The organism is Collinsella sp. D33t1_170424_A12, assembly GCF_015554865.1.
GTDB lineage: Bacteria > Actinomycetota > Coriobacteriia > Coriobacteriales > Coriobacteriaceae > Collinsella.
In genome coordinates, this window is record NZ_JADNJJ010000084.1 from 14,538 (window position 1) to 33,528 (window position 18,991).

The following is an 18,991-nucleotide window of genomic DNA, read 5'->3' on the forward strand; positions in this document are numbered from 1 at the left end:
TTGGGATTATGTATCCGGTTTGAATGAACATCTCGACGGCATCCAAGGCGCCAGCGCGACACATGGACGTGATCCCGACCGTAATCGAGGAAATCGCCTGACGGGATGGACGCGATGGCAGAGAATGCAGGTTTTGAGTCTTTCACTTCCTCGATAAAGATGATGCATAAAGAGGATGCGCGTCATATGTCCAGCAACTGGGGCAAAAACGGGGCTTAGTGGATCAAAAATCAGAACGGGACGCCTGGTGTGAAATATGAACTATGTTCAATCTGATATCTAAGCACTGCAGGATACGGTCACCGGGCTTGAAAAGACTCAAAAACAGCATTTGATGCCAAAGGTGCGCCGCCAACGCCGTCGTGGTCGAGGAGGCGTAAAAATGCTATGCACACATGCCCCCAAAGTATGCAATAGAAGCACCGAAAAGGTTCAAAGCAGGTCGGTTGTGGCGATCAAGGACGGTCTGGCTTGGTGCAATATGCGATTGTCGGTGTGCATGGATATGAGAAGCGCCCCGTGATACGGGGCGCTTCTGAAAGACGCTGCGGCAGCGGTTGCATGCGCCGCAGCGTCTTGGTATCGGGGCGCGTCAGTTCGATGCGCTACTGCTTGCGGCGGCGGAACAGGCCGGCGAGGGCGGCGGTGAAACCGCCGGCGCCGAGCAGACTTGCAATCGCGGCGGCATCGCCGGTCTGGGCGAGGTTGCCGTTGCTGCCTGAGCCGTTGCTACCGGTGCCGGCTCCGCTGGTGGGGCCGTTGCTGCCTGCGCCGGACCCGTTACCGTTGCCGGAGCCGCTGCCGCCCTGCTCGGGCGTGTCAGGCTGTTCGGGCTGCGGCTGCTCGGGATCGGGCTGGCCGGTGGGCTCCTTCTTCAGGCCGTCGATTGCGTCGGCAAGCGCCTTGGCGGCATCGTCGAGTTCGGCCTGCGTGATGGATGTGGCGGTGTGAGCCTTCTCGGCATTCGCCAGGGCCTGCTCCAGCTGCTTCCAGCTCTCGGCCGTGTAGCCTTCGGGCGCAAGCGCCTGGGCGCGGGCGATCACTTCGGCCAGCGCGGTGCGGTCGAGCACGTCCTGCTCGAGCTTCTCGATAGCGGCGTCGAGTTCGGCTACCTTCTTGTCGAGGTCGGCCTGGCTGATCTTGTTCACATCGACCTTCGCCACGGCGTCGCGCACGGCGGCGAACTGCTTCCATGCATCCTTGTCGTAGCCGCTCTCGTCGAGCGCCTGTGCGCGGGCCACGCCGGCCTCCCAGGCGGTCGTGTCGATAACGACGACGCTCTGGGTGAAGGTCTCGGTCGCGGCCTCAAGCGCTGCGGCGGCCTCTCCCAGCTTGGCGGGGTCGTTGGCGTGGTCCGTCAGGGCCTTCTTGGCGGCATCGATGCTCACCGTGAGGGCATCGGCGGCAGCCTGCGGGTACTGGCCGTTGAAGTCGCCAACGGTGGCGCCGTCGAGCAGCTTGGCAGCGGCGTCGATGGCTACCTGCAGGCGGTCGCGGGCGTCAAGCGAGCTGCTTGCGCTTTCGAGCGCGGACTTGAGGGCGGCGGTTGCCTCGTCGAGCTGCGCCTGCGTCACATCGCCGTAGCGATCGGCCACGGACTTGGCAGCCTTGATGGCTTCACCGAGCGACGATGCCAGGTCGCTGTGGCCGTTCTTCTCCAGCGCTGCCTTGAGGGCCTCGGCGCGGTCGATGGTGCGGTACAGCGGGACGCGGTCGATGGTCACGAACGCGGTGTTCCAGAACGTGCGCTCGGCCGCCTTGAGCTGCGCCGTCCACGAAGCCGCCTCGGTGGAGTTCATGCCCTGTTCGATAGCGGCCTTGGCCTCGTTGACCTTGCCCATAAGCAGGTCGCGCGCCTCGGCGCGGTAGTTGCCGGCGAACTCGCCGAAGGTGAGCTTGCCAAGCTTCTTCTCCAGGCCGGAGATGTAGCTCGAGAGCTCGGCGGTGCCGTCTGCCTGGTACAGGTAGACCTCGTTGAGGGTTACATCGCCCTCGTTGAGGATGTTGGTGCGCACGGCCTTCACCAGCACGGCCTCGCGCAGACGCGCGAGGATCTCGCCGGCAACGCGCTTGTTGGCGGAGTAGTCGGCGATCTGCTTCCAGCTGCCCTCGCCGCCGTCCTGGCCGGGCACGAGGCCCTCGACGGTGAAGCGCAGCGGCTGCTGCAGCGGCTGGAACAGCAGGCCGATAGCGTTGATGTCGCGCGCCTTCTCGAAGGTGAAGGTGAGCTGCTTGTCGGCCTTGGCGGACAGCGTGGCGCCCGTGGCGGGGTTGCCGTCCTTCAGCGCGTCGAGCTTGTCCTGTGCGAGCGTGGAGCCCTGGGCGGCGCTCACGGCCGCGTGCGACGCGGCGTTATCGGGCGTGCTGTACACCTCGATCTCGCGGACGAGCGGCCATGCCTTCTGGCCGGACGACGGGATACGGGCGTCCTTGATATCCATGCGGATGGATTTGACGGCGCGGCCCACGGGCACGTTGATCTCGATGCCCTGCTCCTTCTTGAGGTCCTCGGCGCTGCGGGAGTACACGGTGGTCTTCTCGCCGGCGGCGTTGGTCACCACCAGGTCGAACTGCATGCTGCGGTCCTTCTGGCCCTTCTCGAAGCACAGGCGGATGGAGTCCACGTAGCGCTCTTCGGGCAGGTCCAGGTTGAACCATGCGGGCACGGCGCCGTTGTTGGAAACCCAGGCGGTATCCTTGCCGTCCACCAGCGCGGTCTTATCCTCGGGCGCGGGCTTGGTCTCGGAGGAGGTGATGGTGGCGGTGGCGGCGATGTTGGCGCCCGTCATGCTCTGGCGCTCCTCCTGGAGCAGGTCGAGCTCGGCCAGCGCGGGCCAGGCGGTACCGCCTACGGAGCCCACGAAGTCCACGCGCACGGCCTTGACCTCGTAGCCCAGGTCGGCGGTGTATGCCTTTTCGAGGCTGCCGGCATTGTTGGACTGGTCGACGAGCACGCGCTCCTCGTTGTTCGGCAGGATCGCGGTGACCTTGAACTTGAACTGGCGTCCTGCGTCCTCGAACAGCAGGCGCACGCGGTCCACGCGCTGCGGCTGGCTCAGATCGACCTGGTACCAGTTGGGCTCGCTGCCGTTACCGACCCACAGGGTCTTCTCGTCGCCGTCGATGCCCCACTCGAGCTTGCGGGAGCCCTCGGTGCTCTTGGCCGACGCCTTCGCCCCGCGCGACAGGTTCTTGTAGCTCACGCTCGGCGTGGCCGCGCCCATCACGCTCAGCTCGTAGATGCCGGTGAGGTTCTGGCCGTCGGTGGAGCTCACCTTGAAGCGCATCTTGCTCGCCAGCACGTCGCAGGTGATCTCGTTCTTCGAGCTCACCGTGTCCGCGGTGCTCTCGCCGACCTTCACCCACTCGTCGCCCACCAGCGCGGTGATCTCGTAGCGCAGGGGGAAGTCCGCGGCGATCTGCTGCAGCGTGATGCCCGCGCCCTTCACGGCGTAGGTGCCGCCCAGATCGATCTCGAGCGTGGCCTCCTGCTTGCCGGGCGTGGTCCAGCCGGAGTCGGTATTGCCGTCGGTGAGGTTATCGACCTTCTGCTGCGTAGCGACATCGGTCACGACCTTGCCGCGCGCGAGGTTCTGCAGCTCCTCGGCCTGCGCGTCGCCCACGATGCCGTCCATCGCGGTCACGGAGTAGCTCTTCATGATCTCCTGGGCCAGGGCCTTGGGGTCCTCGGCTGCGGGCTTGGTGGCGAAGCCGTCCTTGTCCTGGTCGCTCTTGCGGTTGGCCCATTCCCAGCCAAAGGTGAACCAGTTGAGGTCCTGCGCGCTACCGCCGTCCTTGAGGGCCTTCTTGCGGGCGTTGGCCCAGGCCTCCCAGCGCGGCTTGTAGTAGCTGCCCGTAAGGCCGGACCACTGGCGGTTGGAGTAGTCGATCAGCGAGCCGTTCTTCTCCAGGCCCCAGGTGGTGATCAGCGAGCGCGCGTTGAGCTCGAAGAGGTCGGCGGTCCAGTCGTCGGCGTCCGTCAGCAGGGTGCGCGCGTTCTCGATCCACGTGCCCAGCATGAAATCGCTGGACGTGGACAGCATGCGGTCCTGCGCGTCGAGCATCTTGAGCATCTGGTTGGCCAGCAGCTCAAAGCGCTCGGCGTTGCGCTGCTTGTAGGCGTCGCCGGCGAGCGGCTGGTACTCCTGGAACGCGTTGGCCAGCATCTGGCGCATCACGTCCACGAAGTCGTAGCGGAACGCCTCGGAGTCCTTATACGTGTCGTAGCTCTCGATGAAGAGCTGCGCGGCGCGCTCGAACTCCTTCTTGTCGTAGTCGATGTCGCTGTGGCCCCAGGTGGAGGCGGCGTTGATCTTGTTGTCGGACGGGCGCGCGTTCATGATGGACTCGCTGGCGCCCTGGTAGTACTCGCCGTCGACGTGCTTGTAGGCGGTGTCGAGCAGGATGTCCCAGGCTTCCTGGATCTTGGCGTCGGTGCCGCCGTAGCGACGCTCGACGTAGCTGCGCATCCAGGCGCGGTAGTCCACGGGGTCCTGCTCCCAGGTCATGTCGAAGAGCAGCTCGTAGACGATGGGGGAGTTGTCGATGGCCTCGGGAGTGATGCCGATGCCGCGCATGTACTTGTTGGAGTTGTATGCCTGCGGGATCTTGGTGGCCAGCACCTCGGGCACGCCGTCCATGCCCATGCGGCCGCCGAAGTTATGCAGCATGTTCCATACCCACGGTACGTGCTGGTTCTCCATGGGGCCCGCCTGCGAGCGCAGGTCGCTCTGCAGGTCCAGGACGAGCGCCTGCTCCTTCTTGGCCAGGCCAGAGAGCTTGTTATCGTCGATGCCCCACTGCCACTGCTGCATGACCCACACGGCCTGCGGGTCGTAGTCGAGCATCTTCTGCTGCACGGTGCGGTAGATGTCCACGATGTTGAAGCCCTGCGGCACGGTGCCGCCCTCGTGGAACGGGTCGACGGCGTAGAAGTGCGAGACCTTGCCGAAGATGCGCTCCTGCGCCTCGTAGAACGTGGTGCCCACCTTCTGGAAGTAGTCTTCCTTGCCGGCGTTGCGGTCTTCGTCGGTGAGGTAGGTCTTGATCATATGCGGACGCGCGAAGCCCGACCACGAGCCCGAGGACGCGGCGACGGACTTGGGGTTCTTCTGCTGGAAATCCGCAGGCACCTGGCCGCCGAAGCCCTGGATGACGGGATCGATGCCGTAGGTCTGCATGCGGTCGTGGATCTGGCGCGCCAGCTCGACGCGCTCGGCAAACCACGACTCGGGCAGCGGGCCGCCCACGGAGTAGAGGTTCTGCATGTAGAACCAGGCGAAGTACGCGGGGCCCGAGAGGTACTCCTGGACCTCCTCGTTGGTGTAGTTGTACTGCAGCAGCGTCTGGCGCAGGACCTCTTCCTGGCCCACGATGTCGAGCACCAGGTTCACGCCGTTCATGGCGCACCAGTCCAGGAAGGGCTCGTACTCGTCCCAGTTCCAGAAGGCCATGGTGTAGGAGTAGGTGCAGAAGTTGAGCGCGTAGCGGTACTCGTAATCGGTGAACTTGAGGATGCCCTCGCCCACCGAGGGGAGGGTGGCGGGCATGTCGAGCTGCGAGCCGAAGAGCGGGTTGTAGTCAACCTTGCAGAAGTTGCGCAGGTAGTAATTGAGGCCGGAAGCCAGCGAGATGCCGTCGTTGCCGCGGACCTTGATGCGGCCGTCGCCGGCGTCGGCGATCTCGAAGACGTCCTTGCCGTCGAGCTGGTCGCGCAGCTCGAACACGAACTTGTCGCGCCACTCGGCACCCAGCACGCGCTCGACCAGGTTGCTGGCTTCGTTGACGACTTTCTTGTTGGCGTAGGCCTTGTCGGTCTCGAAGCGGTTCCACTCCTTGCCCCACGTGCTGGCGGCGAAGTCCTGGACCTCGATGGCCGGCTTCTTGGCCACGGCGTTAGAGACCTTCTCGCCCAGGAACGAGACCTCGGCGATGTTGACCTGCTGCGAGCCGGAGTTGAAGCTCACGCTGATGCGCGCGGCGCACGCCTCGGTGGGCTCGATGTCGAGCTGATCGGCGTTGGCGGTGGCGGGGTTGTTGTTCGCCTTGTAGGCCACCTTGTTATACGTGGAGCCATCCTGGCTCAGGTAGACCTCGTAGTGGTAGTACGAACCCGGGACGTTCTGCAGGGAGATGCTGCTGATGCGGTACGTGCCGTCGAAGGTCACGTCGATGAAGCGGCGGTAGTCCTGCATGGAGTTCTTGTCCGGCGACTGCCAGTAGGTGTCGGCGCGGCCGTCGACGGCGAGCGCGGCCTCGTGGCCCGAGGCCGAGGCAGCCTTCACGGTGAGGCCCGTGAGCTGCTGCGGCGCCGCGAACGCGATCGACGGGTACGCGAGCGCGCCGCAGGTGACGGCTCCAGCCGCGCCGGCGAGGGCGATGAGGCGGGCGGCCTTGCGCCACACGCGTTCTACGTGGATGGGGTGGGTCATGTAGTGTCCTTTGTTCGATGCCCCGCCCCGTGGCGGGGTGTCCAATATGGCCCGTACCTGCAGCGATGCTGCAAGCTAGGTGCGACTCGGCAGAATCGCACATAACGAACTATTTTACGGTACAACCTACTGGGAAATGGGGGAGAAAAAAGGACGAGAGGACCCGTTTGCTCATGCAAGGCCGCCGTGTTGGGGCGCATGTTGCGAGGGCGGGCATGAGGGCGTCGGCGTGCGCGCGGGCGCGGGCGCACGCAGGTGGAGCACTCGCTTGCGAGAAGTTCCGGTGCACGCGCCTCAAGTGCCGCCCGGGGCGGGCGCGCGCCGTTAGCGCATGCTGCTGATGAGGCGCGCGCGGCGGATGCAGGCGGGGACGCGTTCGAGCAAGAGGTCCACGTCGGCCGCGGACACATCGTCTGCCAGGGAGAAGCGCACGCTCCCGTGCGCCCAGGCGGGGTCGGCTATGCCCAGGGCCGTTATGACGTGCGAGGGCTCGGTGGAGCCGGTGGCGCAGGCCGAGCCCGCGGCTGCGGCTACGCCCGCGCGGTCGAGCAGCATGACGAGCAACTCGCTATCGCAGTCGCGGCAGACGAAGGACGCGATGGAGGGCAGGCGGCGCTCGCTCGGCGCAGGCCCGGTGAGCTGCACGTTTTCGCATGCGTCTAGGATGCCTTGGATAAAGGCGTCGCGTAGGGCCGCCACGTGGGCGGCTCGTGGCTCAAGGTCCGCGCAGGCCTCTGCGAGCGCGGTCGCCATGCCCGCGGCCCCCGCAAGGTTCTCGGTGCCCGCGCGCAGGCCGCGCTCCTGGGCGCCGCCGGTGATGAGCGGCGGGATGGAGAAGCCGGGGCGCAGGTAGAGCGCGCCTATGCCGCGCGGTCCGTGGAACTTGTGGCCGGAGAGCGAGAGCGCGTCGACGCCCAGGGTCCGTGCGTCTACCGGGATGTGGCCCACGGCCTGCACGGCATCCGTGTGGAACGGGACGTCGAATTCGTGGGCGATGGCGGCGAGCTGCGCGATGTCCTGCACGGCGCCCACCTCGTTGTTTGCCAGCATGATGCTGACCAGCGCCGCGGGGGGCGCGTCGACACCGGCGGCATGGTCGGCGGCGCTGGCATCCCGGAGTGCACGCCGCAGGTCGGCGGGGGCTACGAAACCCTCGGTATCTACGGGCAGGTGCGTGATCTCGACGCCCACGCGCTCGTGCTCGTCGCAGCCGTGCAGAATGGCGTGGTGCTCGATGGCGCTTGTGACGACGCGCACCCGCGCGCCGGCGCCGAATTGGTCGCGAAAGCGCTGGACCGCGCCGTGAAGCACCCAGGTGTCGGATTCCGATCCGCCGCTGGTGAAGAAGATGTCGTTAGGGGCTCCGGCGCCCAGGCAGGTTGCGATGCGCGCACGGGCGTCGGCAAGTGCATCGGCAGCTTCGCGCGCCACGCGATGGATGCCGCTGGGGTTGCCGAAGGTGCTGGTGAGGAGGGGCATCATGGCTTGCAGGGCGGCGGGCGACAGCGGCGTGGTGGCGGCGTTGTCGGCGTAGATGTACGGCTCTGCGGAAGCGGGCATGGTGGATCCTCCGGATGGGCGTGCGGGCCGTGACGCGCGGCCGGCGGGTTGATGAGGTGCGGCTCGGGTCTCTTCGCGCCCGCTGCCCGCGTGCGGACCGGGGGCGTGTCGGCGCGACGCGAGCGGCCAGCAGCCCGGGCGTCGCGCGTATCGGTCTGGAAGCGGGTTAGCGCAGGAACAGGAACCAGGCCGCGGCGGCCAGGATGAGGGCGATGACCGCGACGACCGCTATGGTCTTGGTGCGCCGGCGACGGCGCTCGTACTTCGAGGTGAAGATGGTGTGGCCCGGCTTAGGTGTTTGCAGGTAGCGCTCGGAATGCTGAAGGCCCTTGTAGCGGCCTCCCGTCGCCTGCGGGTGCTGGGCTCGTTCTTGCTGCTGGCGCTCGCGTGCCAAGGCGCGCTCGCGGGCCTGCTCTTGCGGGGTGAGGGGCAGGTACGAGGGATCGGACGTGGCCGTTCCCATATGACGCCGCCCGTGCGGCTGTTCGCTGGCGTCGCGCGTGGACGGCGACGGTTCGTCGAATGCTGTCATGATGCCCCTTATCTAACAGGCGAGATTGCAACCATTGTACGTGCGCCGTCCGTGACGCGTTTTTCTTTCGTGTAAAACCCGAGGCGTCTCCATATCCGTATCACAGCTGGATGTGAATGCCTCGACCTGCCAGAATCCAACAGATTGCTAATATCTTAGTTAGTTGCACTTAGATTTGATGAATATATGACGCTTAGAAAATATGAGGGATTCTGTTTATCGGCGTGGGCGCGGGGAATAAGAACCCTGTCCAAAGAAGACCGGGCCCCATGCAAGGCCCGGCAATCATAGAGGAGTGATTCATATGGCTAGCATGGTTCCGTATCGTTCTGTTTTCGGCGTTCGCCCCGTTGTTCCCGCCTCGCTGTTTGACGCGTTCGACGACATGATGGATTTCTCCAACAACGCCATGGCGTCCAAGGCGTTCCCTATCGACGTCGAGGATCAGGGCGATGCCTACGAGGTGAAGGCATATCTGACCGGCGTGAGCAAGGACGACATCGATGTCGAGCTCAACGAGGGTCGTCTCTCCATCTCCGTGAACGTGGAGGAGTCCGAGGAGAACAAGGATAAGAATTATCTGCAGAAGGAGTTCGTGTCCTACTCGGCAACGCGCGGCGTCTACCTGAAGGATGCGGCGTGCGAGGGCCTCACCGCCCGCTATGCCGACGGTGTGCTGACGGTTTCCGTTCCCAAGTTCGTGGAGAAGAAGAACGTCACCAAGGTTGCGATCGACTAATCTGCACAACCAGACGCTCCCGGTCATAGAGCACGAGGGCTCCGGCGCTGATGGACTGCCTCTCATTTCTTGGACACGAGAAATGGGAGGCTTTTCCATGGCGGGAAACGCTCTTTACGACGTCGGGATGAGAATGCGTGGATGCGGGCGAACGCGCGAGAGGGGACATTTTGTGCGTATGGGTTTGCGGCGCTTAACGGGCCAATGGCGCCACAAATCCATACGCACAAACGCCGCATGTGGCAAAAACCATACGTGTGAGCACGAATGGTACGGAAACCATACGTACAAACACCGTTCGCGGTGGAAGCCATACGCACAAACGCCGTACGGGGCAGAAACCATACGTGCGGGCGCGAAGGCGCGTGCACACGGCCGATTGGGCGCGGGACCGCGGGGGCGGCCGTGCTTCACGCTACGGTGAGGGGGCGATTTTGGCCCGCGGGGCGGATGGAGAGGGTCGAGCCGTCGGCTCGCGTCCGGACGGCGGCGGTTCCGAGCTGGTCGATCAGCTCGGCATCCAGGCCTGCAGCCAGCGCGCGCACGGCGAGGCTCGGGCGGTTGTTTTCCTGCGAGATGTGCATGGCGACGAGTTGCTCGGTCGCGCCGGTTACGAGCTGCCGCGCGGCCTCGGCCGACTGCTCGTTCGAGAGATGACCCTGCGCGGAGGCGATGCGATCTTGCAAGGAGAGCGGATAGGGGCCGTGGCGCAGCAACGCGGGATCGTGGTTGGATTCGAGGGCGAGGATGCGCGCGCCGCGCAGCAAGCGCCCCGCCTCGGCGGGCATGACGCCGGTGTCCGTCATGAAGCCGATGGCGTCGTTTTGACCCTCGATGAGCAGGCCCACGGGATTTTCCACATCGTGCGAGGTAGAAAACGCGGTGATGCGCATGCCGGCGAGCTCGAGCTGGTCGCCGGGATCGAACTCGTTGGCGGCAAGGTCGCGCGTGGCCGCTCGCGCGGCGAGCGTGCCGCGGCTTGCATAGAGCGGTGCCGGGAAGGCTCGGAGCCATACGCCCAGGCCCTTCGTGTGGTCGCCGTGCTCATGCGTGACGACGACGCCCCGTACGAGCTGCTCGTCGAGCCCCAGCTCCCGCATGCGGGCGCGCGTCTCCTTGCGCGACAGGCCGTTGTCGATCATAACGAGGCCCTGGCCGCTCTCGACGATAGCGCAGTTTCCCTTTGATCCGCTGGCTAGCACGTGCAGGCGCAGGCGGCCGTGCATGGGTGCGGCGCCGGTGCGGACGACTGCGGGTAATGTGGGCGGGGTGGCGTGCATGCGGCTCCTTATGGATACAATGACAACGTGATAACAAGGAGGTCGTATGCCCACGGTTGCCCAGTATTGCGCACAACACAATGGAACATCCCGCAAGCCCTCGCGCCCGAATGGCGGCGAGCGCAGCGCTCCTGTGGTGCTCATGGTATCAGGCGGCGCGGACTCCACGGCGCTGGTGCTGATGGCCTGCACGTCGAAGCTGGATATCGCCGACGGCCGCGGCGTCGCGACGATCGCTCGCGAGCGGCTGCACGTGCTGCATGTCAACCATCATCTACGCGGCGCGGCGTCCGATGCGGACGAGGCGTTCGTCCGCGACCTGTGCGAGCGCTACGGGTTGCCGCTGTGTGTGGAGCATGCGTCGTTCACCGAGCTCGACGGCCAGAATCTGGAAGCTGCCGCGCGCGAGGTGCGCTACGCCGCCGCGCGCCGGTTGGTGAACGACCTGTCGCGCGAGATGGGCACCGCGCGCTCGGCGGCACGCATCCTTACCGCGCACACCTCGAGCGACCGCACGGAGACGTTCTTCATGAACGCCATCAAGGGCTCGGGGCCCGCGGGCCTGTCGAGCATCCCGCGCCGCCGCAATATCATCGTGCGCCCGCTCATCGACAGGACGCACGAGGACCTCGTGCACTACCTGCGGGTGAACGACCAGGCATGGCGCGAAGACGAGTCCAATCAGGACACCACCTATCTGCGTAACTTCATCCGTCACAACATCGTGCCGCTGGCCGAGGCGTGCAACGCCAACCTCGAGCGCGCGGTGTGCGCGTCCTGCGACATCCTGGGCGACGAGGATGCGTTCATGTCTCAGCTTGCGGCTACGGCGCTGCGCGCATGCACGATCCGGGCACAGGAGGGGCTGCTGGTGCTGGATGGTAACAAGCTGGCGGCCTCGGAGGTGGCGGTGGCTCGCCGCATGGTGCGGCGCGCGGTGGGCATGCTCGATGCCGACGCCCGCCTGGAGATGCGCCACGTCGAAGCCGTGCTCGCCCTGGTGGGAGCGGGCTCGGGCTCGACGACGTTACCCTGCGGGATTGATGCGCGCATGGAGTTCGGCACGCTCTCGCTGCGCACGCGTGCCGCCTGCGAGGAGTTGGCGGCCGGTTGGATCGAGCTGGACGAACCCTTCGCCGTTGCCAACGGCTGCCTGCTTTCGGCGCGTGTCCGCCGTATCGCGGCGGGTGACGACCCCGTGGCGCTGGCGCGCGAGGCCTCGACGGACGAAGTCGACGCGCTTGGTGGGGCGGCCTCGGTGTGGGTCGACGCCGAGTCGCTCGGCTACGCCGAGCGCGACCTGGAGGGCCTGTGCGGCTCCTGCCGCAGCGCCGTGCCCGTGGCGCATCGGCCGCGCCTGTGGGTGGATGCCCCGGCGGCGGGCGACATCATGTGTCCGTTGGGCATGAGCGGGCGTACGAAGAAGCTCTCGGATATCCTGGGCGCCGCTAGGATTCCGGTTGCGGAGCGTCCGCTCGTCCCGGTGTTGCGCACCACGCCGCAGGGCGCCATCGTGTGGGTTGCCGGGGTGCGCGTGGACGAGCGATTCAAGTGCACGCCCGCCACGCGCTATGTGCTCCAGCTGGAGATGCGTCGGGTTATCGCGTAAGCGTGGCGTTTTGGGCCATTGTTTCATCGAGCCTGGTAGAATTGGACAATTACGCTACGGTTGTAGCTGCTGCCCCGCTGCTGGACGGCAGCGAGCGTAAGGCAGCAGTTGAATCACACAGAAAGGGTTGCCATGGAAGCACTGCATCCGGACGTTGAGGAAGTACTGTTCTCCCGCGAGGACATCGCCGCTATGGTCAAGCGCATGGGCGAGGAGATCAAGCGTGACTACGAGGGCAAGGACCTGGTGCTGATCGCCGTGCTCCGCGGTGCCGTCGTCTTCATGGGCGACCTCATGCGCGCCATCGAGGCGCCGCTCGCCATCGATTTCATGGCCGTGTCGAGCTACGGCGACGGCGTGAAGTCCTCGGGCGTGGTCCGCATCGTGAAGGACCTCGATATCGATATCAAGGGTCGCGACGTGCTGATCGTCGAGGACATCCTGGATTCGGGCCTCACGCTCAAGTACCTCATGAAGAACCTGGCCAGCCGCCAGCCCGCCTCGCTCGAGGTGGCCGCCTTCCTGTGGAAGGACGTCGAGGGCCGCACCACGGCCGTCGAGCCGAAGTATGTTGGAACGCACTGCCCCGACGCGTTCGTGGTGGGTTACGGCCTCGACTATGCCGAGCGCTATCGCAACCTTCCGTACGTGGGCGTGCTCAAGCCGGAGGTTTATTCGTAATATGTCGGAATCGTTCAATCGAGCGAATGAGGGCGTCGTGCTGCGCGCGCAGGACGGCGAACAGGACGAGCAGGCGGAGCGCCAGAAGCCCGAGCAGGGTGCACCTGGTCCGGCCGATCGCAAGATGATGGGCCCCAACCCCGATGGCGGCCAGGGAGGTCCTGGCATGGGCGGCTTCGGCGGCCCGGGACGCCGCGGTACGGGCCCGTCGCGTGCCAACTGGCTTTACTTTCTGGTTGCCTGCGCGCTGCTTGCCTACGTGTTCTTCAGCCTGGGCAGCAACGCGCGTGGCGTGAAGAGCTCTGTCGAGCTTCCTACCAGCGAGTTCGTTTCGGCTGTGGAGGACGGCCGCGTGGAGAGCGCGACCTACACGGTGATGGACGGCAAGCTGGCCGGTTCGTTCTGGGAAAAGAAGAAGGATGTAGGCGACGAGAAGAAGGCGACCGCCTTCACCTCGACCTATGTGGGCAACGACTCGCTGTCCGAGCTCATGGCCAAGCATCCCGAGACGAAGTACGAGGTCGACACCAAGGACCCCGATTTCCTGGCCGACCTCCTGATGGGCCTGCTGCCCACGGTGGTGCTGGTGGGACTCATGTTCTACTTCATGCGCCAGATGATGGGGGCCAACAACAAGGCCATGCAGTTTGGCAAGACCGACGCCAAGACCACCGCGGCCACGCGTCCCAACGTGAAGTTCAAGGACGTGGCCGGTATCGACGAGGCCGTGGAGGAGCTCGAGGAGATTCGCGACTTCTTGTCCGAACCCGAGCGCTTCCGCAAGCTCGGTGCCAAGATCCCGCGCGGCGTGCTGCTGGTAGGCCCTCCGGGCACCGGTAAGACGCTGCTTGCCAAGGCGGTTGCCGGCGAGGCGGGCGTGCCGTTCTTCAGCATCTCCGGCTCCGATTTCGTCGAGATGTTCGTGGGCGTGGGCGCGAGCCGCGTTCGCGACCTGTTCAAGAACGCTAAAGAGCAGTCGCCGTCGATCATCTTCATCGACGAGATCGACGCCGTGGGCCGTCAGCGCGGCGCCGGCCTGGGCGGCGGCCACGACGAGCGTGAGCAGACGCTCAACCAGCTGCTGGTCGAGATGGATGGCTTCGAGGACTCCGAGAACGTCATCTTGATCGCGGCCACCAACCGCCCCGACGTCCTCGACCCCGCGCTGCTGCGCCCGGGTCGCTTCGACCGCCAGGTCACGGTGGACCGCCCCGACGTGAAGGGCCGCGAGCAGATCCTGCGCGTCCATGCCGTCAACAAGCCGTTGGACGAGGACGTGAAGTTCGACAAGCTCGCCCAGCTCACCGTGGGCTTCACCGGCGCCGACCTGGCCAACCTGCTCAACGAGTCCGCGTTGCTGGCGGCGCGTCGCAACCGCAGCCTCATCTCGATGGACGAGATCGAGGAGTCGATGGAGCGCGTGATCGCCGGACCCGAGCGCAAGGGCCGCGTCATGAGCGAGCACGAGCGCACGACCATCGCATACCACGAGAGCGGCCATGCGTTGGTGGGCCATGTGTTGGACAACGCCGACCCGGTGCACAAGATCTCGATCATCAGCCGCGGTCAGGCGCTCGGCTACACGCTGCAGCTTCCCGCCGAGGATCATTTCCTCAAGACGCGCAACGAGATGCTCGACGAGCTCGCCGTGTTCCTGGGAGGTCGCGTCGCCGAGGAGCTCATGTGCGACGACATCACGTCGGGCGCGAGCAACGACCTCGAGCGCGCTACCAAGATGGCGCGCGAGATGGTTACCCGTCTGGGTATGAGCGACGAGCTGGGCACGATGGTGTTCGGCGAGGCCCAGCACCAGGTGTTCCTTGGTCGCGATTACGCCGATCACCAGGATTACTCCGAGGAGACGGCGCGTCGCATCGACATCGAGGTCCAGCGCATCATGCGCGAGGCGCACGAGCGCGCGGTTCGCATTCTGGAGGCCCGCCGCGATCAGCTCGACCTGATGGCGCAGGTGCTGCTCGAGCGCGAGACCGTCGAGGGCGATGCGGTGACGGCCCTGCTCGACAACGAGTGGGACAGCTATCTGGAGCGCGAGGTCGATATCCGCGCTGCGAAGGAGGAGCGCAACGCGGCCGCCGCGCGCAAGCCCAAGCAGAGCGACGAGGAGATCGCCGCCGACGCAGCGGCGTACGCCGAGGCCGCCGTTGCCGCCGAGGCCGAGCGCGATGCCGAGGCCGCCCGCAAGGATGGGCCCGCGGCCGATAGCGGAGATGCTTCCGCCGACGCCGGGGACGAGGCGTAGCCCGGGTTTGCGGAGCTGCTAGCCTTACGGCGCTGTTGGTCCAACAGCACCGTTCAACAACGATGCGCTGGAACAACGCCGCATCGGAACAACGCTGCATCGGAGGATCCCGCTCTTTGCGAGCGGGATCTTTCTTTTTTAGAGCGGTTTCCGGTTGCTTGACGGGAGGATTTTCGTTCGAGGGCGTGGGGGCCGCGGATTCCTGGCGGGTAGGGTGCGGCACCGCGGATTCCCGACGAACGGGCTTGCGCTCGCGGCGTTAACTTGTGCGCATTTCAGCAAGGCTCTTCGTCCAACCGCGGCGGGGCGGGTATAGTGGGATGACGTTGCGCTGACGCTGGCTTGTTGCTACGCGTCGACGGGCTCGTCGGACCCGCGGGGCGCGCGTTGTTGTCAATCGTCATCGAGGAGGACCGCTGTGGCCGGATTTATCTCGCGCGCCAAAGAGGTTATGCACCGCAAACGGGTCGAAGAGCCCAAGGTGTTCATGTTGTATTTCCTGCTGAGGGCATTGGTGCTCGTCACGCTTGTGCGCTCGGCGTTCCTGGGCCACTACGAGCATATGATGCTGTGCGTGCTCACCCTGCTCCTGCTGTTGTTGCCGTCTCTTATCGAGCACACGCTCGACATCGAGCTGCCCGACCTGCTGGAGTCCATCATCCTGCTCTTCATATTCGCTGCCGAGATACTCGGCGAGATCGATGCCTTCTATATCCGCATTCCGTTCTGGGACACCATCCTCCATACCACCTGGGGCTTCCTGTGCGCGGGCATCGGCTTTGCGCTGTTCGACATTCTCAACCGCAGCGATTCATCGAAGATCAAGCTCACGCCGTTGTACATGGCGATTTCGGCCATCGCGTTCTCGATGTGCATCGGTGCCTGCTGGGAGATCTTCGAGTACTTCGCCGATTGCTTCATTGGCGTGGACATGCAGAAGGACACCTTGGTCCAGGGCATCAACACGGTGTGGCTGGATCCCACGAACTCCAACATCACCATTCCCGTGCGCGATATCGTGTCGAGCCAGATCAACCTGGCGTCGGGCGAGGTCATCCCGATCCCCGGCGGCTACCTGGATATCGGCATCCACGACACCATGGCTGATTTGATCGTGAACCTTATCGGTGCGCTGGTGTTTGCGGTCTTGGGCTTCGCGTACGTGAAGACGCGCGACCACAATTCGTTTGCCGCGCGCTTCATTCCGCGGGTCCGTCGCGCCCGCGCTCACGAGAAAGCCGGCCGCTAGGGTCGGCGCCGGCCGACCACGCGGCTGCGGTGTATCCCCGCCGCCCGGTATGCCAAGAAAGGGGCTGCAACCAGATGACGTATGAGTTTCGTTGCGACGCGCATACGCATACGCTGTATTCGCGCCACGCGTATTCGACAATTATGGAGAACCTGCAGGCAGCGCGTGCTGCCGGCCTGGAGCTGCTGGGGTCGGCCGACCATCTGAGCGGGATGCTGTTCCCCACATCGGACATTCGCAACTACCAGTTCTTCCTCAACATGGACGTGTGGCCGCGCGAGCATGACGGGGTCGTGCTGCTGCGCGGTGCCGAGGTGGATATCCTGGGCTTGGATGGGCGGTTGTTCGGTCAGGACATCCCGGTCGACGCCAGCATTGTCGGACGTCTGTACAAGGAGGAGAAAAGCCTGTTCGAACGGCTGACCGAGCCGCTCGATTACGTGGTGGCGAGTGTGCATAACAACGCGTTCGCGGACGGGGCCACGATGGACGAGACAACGCAGATGCATCTGAACGTGCTGGCGCAGCCCAAGGTGTTCATCCTGGGCCATGTGGGGCGCTCGGGCGTGCCGTTCGATCTGGATACGGTGCTTGCCGCCGCGCGCGACGCCCATAAGCTCATCGAGATCAACGAGCACAGCTTGCAGCGCGGGGCGACGAGCGGCACTTATCGGAGGTGCCGCGATATCGCATGCCGGTGCGCCGAGCTGGGGGTGGGCATCACCGTGTCGACCGACGCGCACATCGCGTGCGACATCGGTCACATGCCGGCGGCAGCCGAGATGCTCGCGTCGATCGACTTCCCCGAGGAACTGGTGATGAACCGCAGCGCTGCCGCGTTCTTGGGCGAGCTGGCGGCGGCCGGCGTATGCGACCTGACGGAGCTGGCACCGAACGCGTAGCGCGGGACCTCCAGGTGGCTGCAAGGCTAACAGACGACCTTGCGCCTGCGCGCGGCCTCGCGTAGCATCGTTCGCATGCAAAAGCACCCAGCGAAAGGAGCTGCCCGATGTTGAAACGCACCTTGCAGGAGGACCTCGATCGCGCCATCGCCTTCCACGGTCATCTGTGCGGCGGTCAGATGATCGGCACCCGCATGGCTCGCCTGGCGCTCGAGTACTTCCATATCGAGGACCCCGATACCTATCGCGACTTGATCGCCTTCGTGGAATGCGACCGCTGCCTGGCAGACGCCGTGATCTCGGTGAGCCATTGCCATCTGGGCAAGCGCCGCCTCAAGTGGTACGACTACGGCATCATGTCGGCAAGCTTCTACGATATCGCCAGCGGCAAGGCGATTCGCATCTCGCAGCGCCAGGATGTGCCGCGTTGCCCCAAGGGCGAGGACGTCGTCGCGTTCTTCAACCAGTATTCCGATACCGAGCTGTTCCATGTGCACGAGGTCGAGCTGCCCGATATGGACGAGTGCGACCTGCCCGGCAAGCCGCGTGTGACGCAGGTCTGCGAGGCGTGCGGCGAGCGCGTGCACGACGGTCGCGGCGTCGAGCGCGACGGGCATGTGTATTGCAAGCGGTGCGCGGGCGAGCGCGTCTACTACGTCGAGGGCGCCGAGCTGACGCCCGAGCAGATTGTCGCCGGCGCCTAGCCGGTTGTTTTGGGCGCCGGCCGACGGCTTAGCCCGGAGGGCGTGCGCGAAATGCAGCGGCTCGCTGCGCCCATAATGGAAAAGGCGGCGTGGCTGGGGTGGGGATCCCGGTCACGCCGTCTTTGCGTGCGCGCGAGCTGCGGATCGGCGGCCTTCGCGCGAAAGCTGGCGGAGCGCGGCCGGCGGCTGCGGCGGCGATACCGGCGCGTGGCTCGGGGCGGCGGGTAGCTCGCCCGAATGGCGCCCGCGAGGTTTCTTATAAAAATGTAAGCAGGTCATCATAGCGGCTTCACGAGCGCCCGTTATCCTCGGGTGCACACAAGGCAGGAGAGGAGGCCGCGCGTGATCGACGTTCGCGGTTTGAAGCGACTAACATGGACGGGCATCCGGCGCGCGATCGCGGTGGTGCTGGTCTTGCTGGGCACGGCGGCGGCATCTGGGTCGGCCGTGCTCGGTATTCGACATGGTCAGGAGCTGCGCGGTGCCGGAGCGGTCGATTCCCCTGCGATTCCGGATACGGCGTATGCCGGCGAGCTGCCGCGCGTCGGCCGCTTCGAAACGGATGTGACGTATAGCTGCTACGGGGTGGCGGGCAACGGCGAGGTCTCTTCGCATATGCTGTGGGACGATGCATGGTTTGACGGCGACCCTCGGGTGTACAACCACGATCTTGCTCGCGCGAGCTCGGTGCTCGCCGCGCTGGCGTACGCGGAGTCGGGTTTCTACCAAAGCGGTTCGAAGACCCCTCCCTACATGGAGAACGTCCTTCACCAGCTGGGGTTCGATATGGTCGAGACGGGGTCGTATCGTTTTCGCAGCGAGGTTGTGGACGAGGTGCTCGACGTGATGACGCAGCAGTCGGACGGCGTGGCATACGGGCTGGCTCGCAAGGAGCTGATGCCGGCGCCGGACGGCACCCCGCGCGAGCTCATAGCGGTCTCGGTGCGTGGAAGCTACGGATCGGAATGGCTCAGCAACTTCAACCTGGGTGCGGGCGAGGCCGCTGCGGCTGCCGAGGCGCTGGCAGATGAGCGCTCGCACGAC

11 protein-coding genes and 1 pseudogene are annotated in these 18,991 nt (G+C 65.3%); 8 read left to right on the top strand and 4 right to left on the bottom strand.

Annotation, left to right across the window (positions count from 1 at the left end; translation table 11 throughout):
* Positions 1–605: 605 nt before the first annotated feature.
* The 3 genes from I2E26_RS03940 to I2E26_RS03950 all read right to left on the bottom strand — a co-directional run bounded on the left by I2E26_RS03940 (position 606) and on the right by I2E26_RS03950 (position 8,523).
* Complete coding sequence (locus tag I2E26_RS03940; protein ID WP_229056394.1) at positions 606–6,431, bottom strand: alpha-N-acetylglucosaminidase TIM-barrel domain-containing protein; 5,826 nt, start codon at positions 6,429–6,431, stop codon at positions 606–608.
* Positions 6,432–6,755: 324 nt separating this feature from the next.
* Positions 6,756–7,991 (bottom strand): cysteine desulfurase family protein, encoded by a 1,236-nt coding sequence (locus I2E26_RS03945; protein WP_195419689.1) that lies wholly within the window; start codon positions 7,989–7,991, stop codon positions 6,756–6,758.
* Positions 7,992–8,157: 166 nt separating this feature from the next.
* Positions 8,158–8,523: a hypothetical protein gene (locus I2E26_RS03950; RefSeq protein ID WP_147587779.1), complete on the bottom strand. Its 366-nt coding sequence runs from the start codon at positions 8,521–8,523 to the stop codon at positions 8,158–8,160.
* A 304-nt stretch (positions 8,524–8,827) separates the two neighbouring features.
* On the opposite strand from I2E26_RS03950, the gene I2E26_RS03955 reads away from it, so the two are divergent.
* A complete protein-coding gene (locus I2E26_RS03955; protein WP_147587780.1) occupies positions 8,828–9,262 on the top strand; it encodes an Hsp20 family protein in 435 nt (144 codons plus the stop codon).
* A 410-nt stretch (positions 9,263–9,672) separates the two neighbouring features.
* Here I2E26_RS03955 and I2E26_RS03960 read toward each other — a convergent pair whose 3' ends face one another.
* Complete coding sequence (locus tag I2E26_RS03960; RefSeq protein ID WP_229056395.1) at positions 9,673–10,542, bottom strand: MBL fold metallo-hydrolase; 870 nt, start codon at positions 10,540–10,542, stop codon at positions 9,673–9,675.
* A gap of 46 nt (positions 10,543–10,588) precedes the next feature.
* Here I2E26_RS03960 and tilS point away from each other — a divergent pair, with 46 nt between their 5' ends.
* From tilS to I2E26_RS03995, 7 genes and pseudogenes are all read left to right on the top strand, one after another.
* Positions 10,589–12,151: a tRNA lysidine(34) synthetase TilS gene (gene tilS, locus I2E26_RS03965; protein ID WP_195419690.1), complete on the top strand. Its 1,563-nt coding sequence runs from the start codon at positions 10,589–10,591 to the stop codon at positions 12,149–12,151.
* Positions 12,152–12,283: 132 nt separating this feature from the next.
* Positions 12,284–12,832 (top strand): hypoxanthine phosphoribosyltransferase, encoded by a 549-nt coding sequence (gene hpt / locus I2E26_RS03970; protein ID WP_147587782.1) that lies wholly within the window; start codon positions 12,284–12,286, stop codon positions 12,830–12,832.
* A gap of 166 nt (positions 12,833–12,998) precedes the next feature.
* Positions 12,999–15,092: an ATP-dependent zinc metalloprotease FtsH gene (ftsH, locus tag I2E26_RS03975; RefSeq protein ID WP_229056398.1), complete on the top strand. Its 2,094-nt coding sequence runs from the start codon at positions 12,999–13,001 to the stop codon at positions 15,090–15,092.
* A gap of 418 nt (positions 15,093–15,510) precedes the next feature.
* Positions 15,511–16,341 carry a hypothetical protein gene (locus I2E26_RS03980; protein ID WP_147587783.1) on the top strand — a complete coding sequence of 277 codons (831 nt, stop codon included), beginning with the start codon at positions 15,511–15,513 and terminating at the stop codon, positions 16,339–16,341.
* Positions 16,342–16,415: 74 nt separating this feature from the next.
* Complete coding sequence (locus I2E26_RS03985; protein ID WP_195419691.1) at positions 16,416–17,243, top strand: phosphatase; 828 nt, start codon at positions 16,416–16,418, stop codon at positions 17,241–17,243.
* Positions 17,244–17,350: 107 nt separating this feature from the next.
* Positions 17,351–17,947, top strand: a complete 597-nt coding sequence (locus I2E26_RS03990; RefSeq protein ID WP_195419692.1) for an FmdE family protein — start codon at positions 17,351–17,353, stop codon at positions 17,945–17,947.
* Between the two features lie 342 nt (positions 17,948–18,289).
* Positions 18,290–18,991 (top strand): annotated as a pseudogene (locus I2E26_RS03995) (hypothetical protein); the annotation flags it as partial.

Excerpts from the sequence above, each read along its gene's own strand:
- I2E26_RS03940 (WP_229056394.1), bottom strand. The coding sequence starts at position 6,431 with ATGACCCACCCCATCCACGTAGAACGCGTGTGGCGCAAGGCCGCCCGC.
- I2E26_RS03945 (WP_195419689.1), bottom strand. The coding sequence starts at position 7,991 with ATGCCCGCTTCCGCAGAGCCGTACATCTACGCCGACAACGCCGCCACC.
- I2E26_RS03950 (WP_147587779.1), bottom strand. The coding sequence starts at position 8,523 with ATGACAGCATTCGACGAACCGTCGCCGTCCACGCGCGACGCCAGCGAA.
- I2E26_RS03955 (WP_147587780.1), top strand. The coding sequence starts at position 8,828 with ATGGCTAGCATGGTTCCGTATCGTTCTGTTTTCGGCGTTCGCCCCGTT.
- I2E26_RS03960 (WP_229056395.1), bottom strand. The coding sequence starts at position 10,542 with ATGCACGCCACCCCGCCCACATTACCCGCAGTCGTCCGCACCGGCGCC.
- tilS (WP_195419690.1), top strand. The coding sequence starts at position 10,589 with ATGCCCACGGTTGCCCAGTATTGCGCACAACACAATGGAACATCCCGC.
- hpt (WP_147587782.1), top strand. The coding sequence starts at position 12,284 with ATGGAAGCACTGCATCCGGACGTTGAGGAAGTACTGTTCTCCCGCGAG.
- ftsH (WP_229056398.1), top strand. The coding sequence starts at position 12,999 with ATGGGCGGCTTCGGCGGCCCGGGACGCCGCGGTACGGGCCCGTCGCGT.
- I2E26_RS03985 (WP_195419691.1), top strand. The coding sequence starts at position 16,416 with ATGACGTATGAGTTTCGTTGCGACGCGCATACGCATACGCTGTATTCG.
- I2E26_RS03990 (WP_195419692.1), top strand. The coding sequence starts at position 17,351 with ATGTTGAAACGCACCTTGCAGGAGGACCTCGATCGCGCCATCGCCTTC.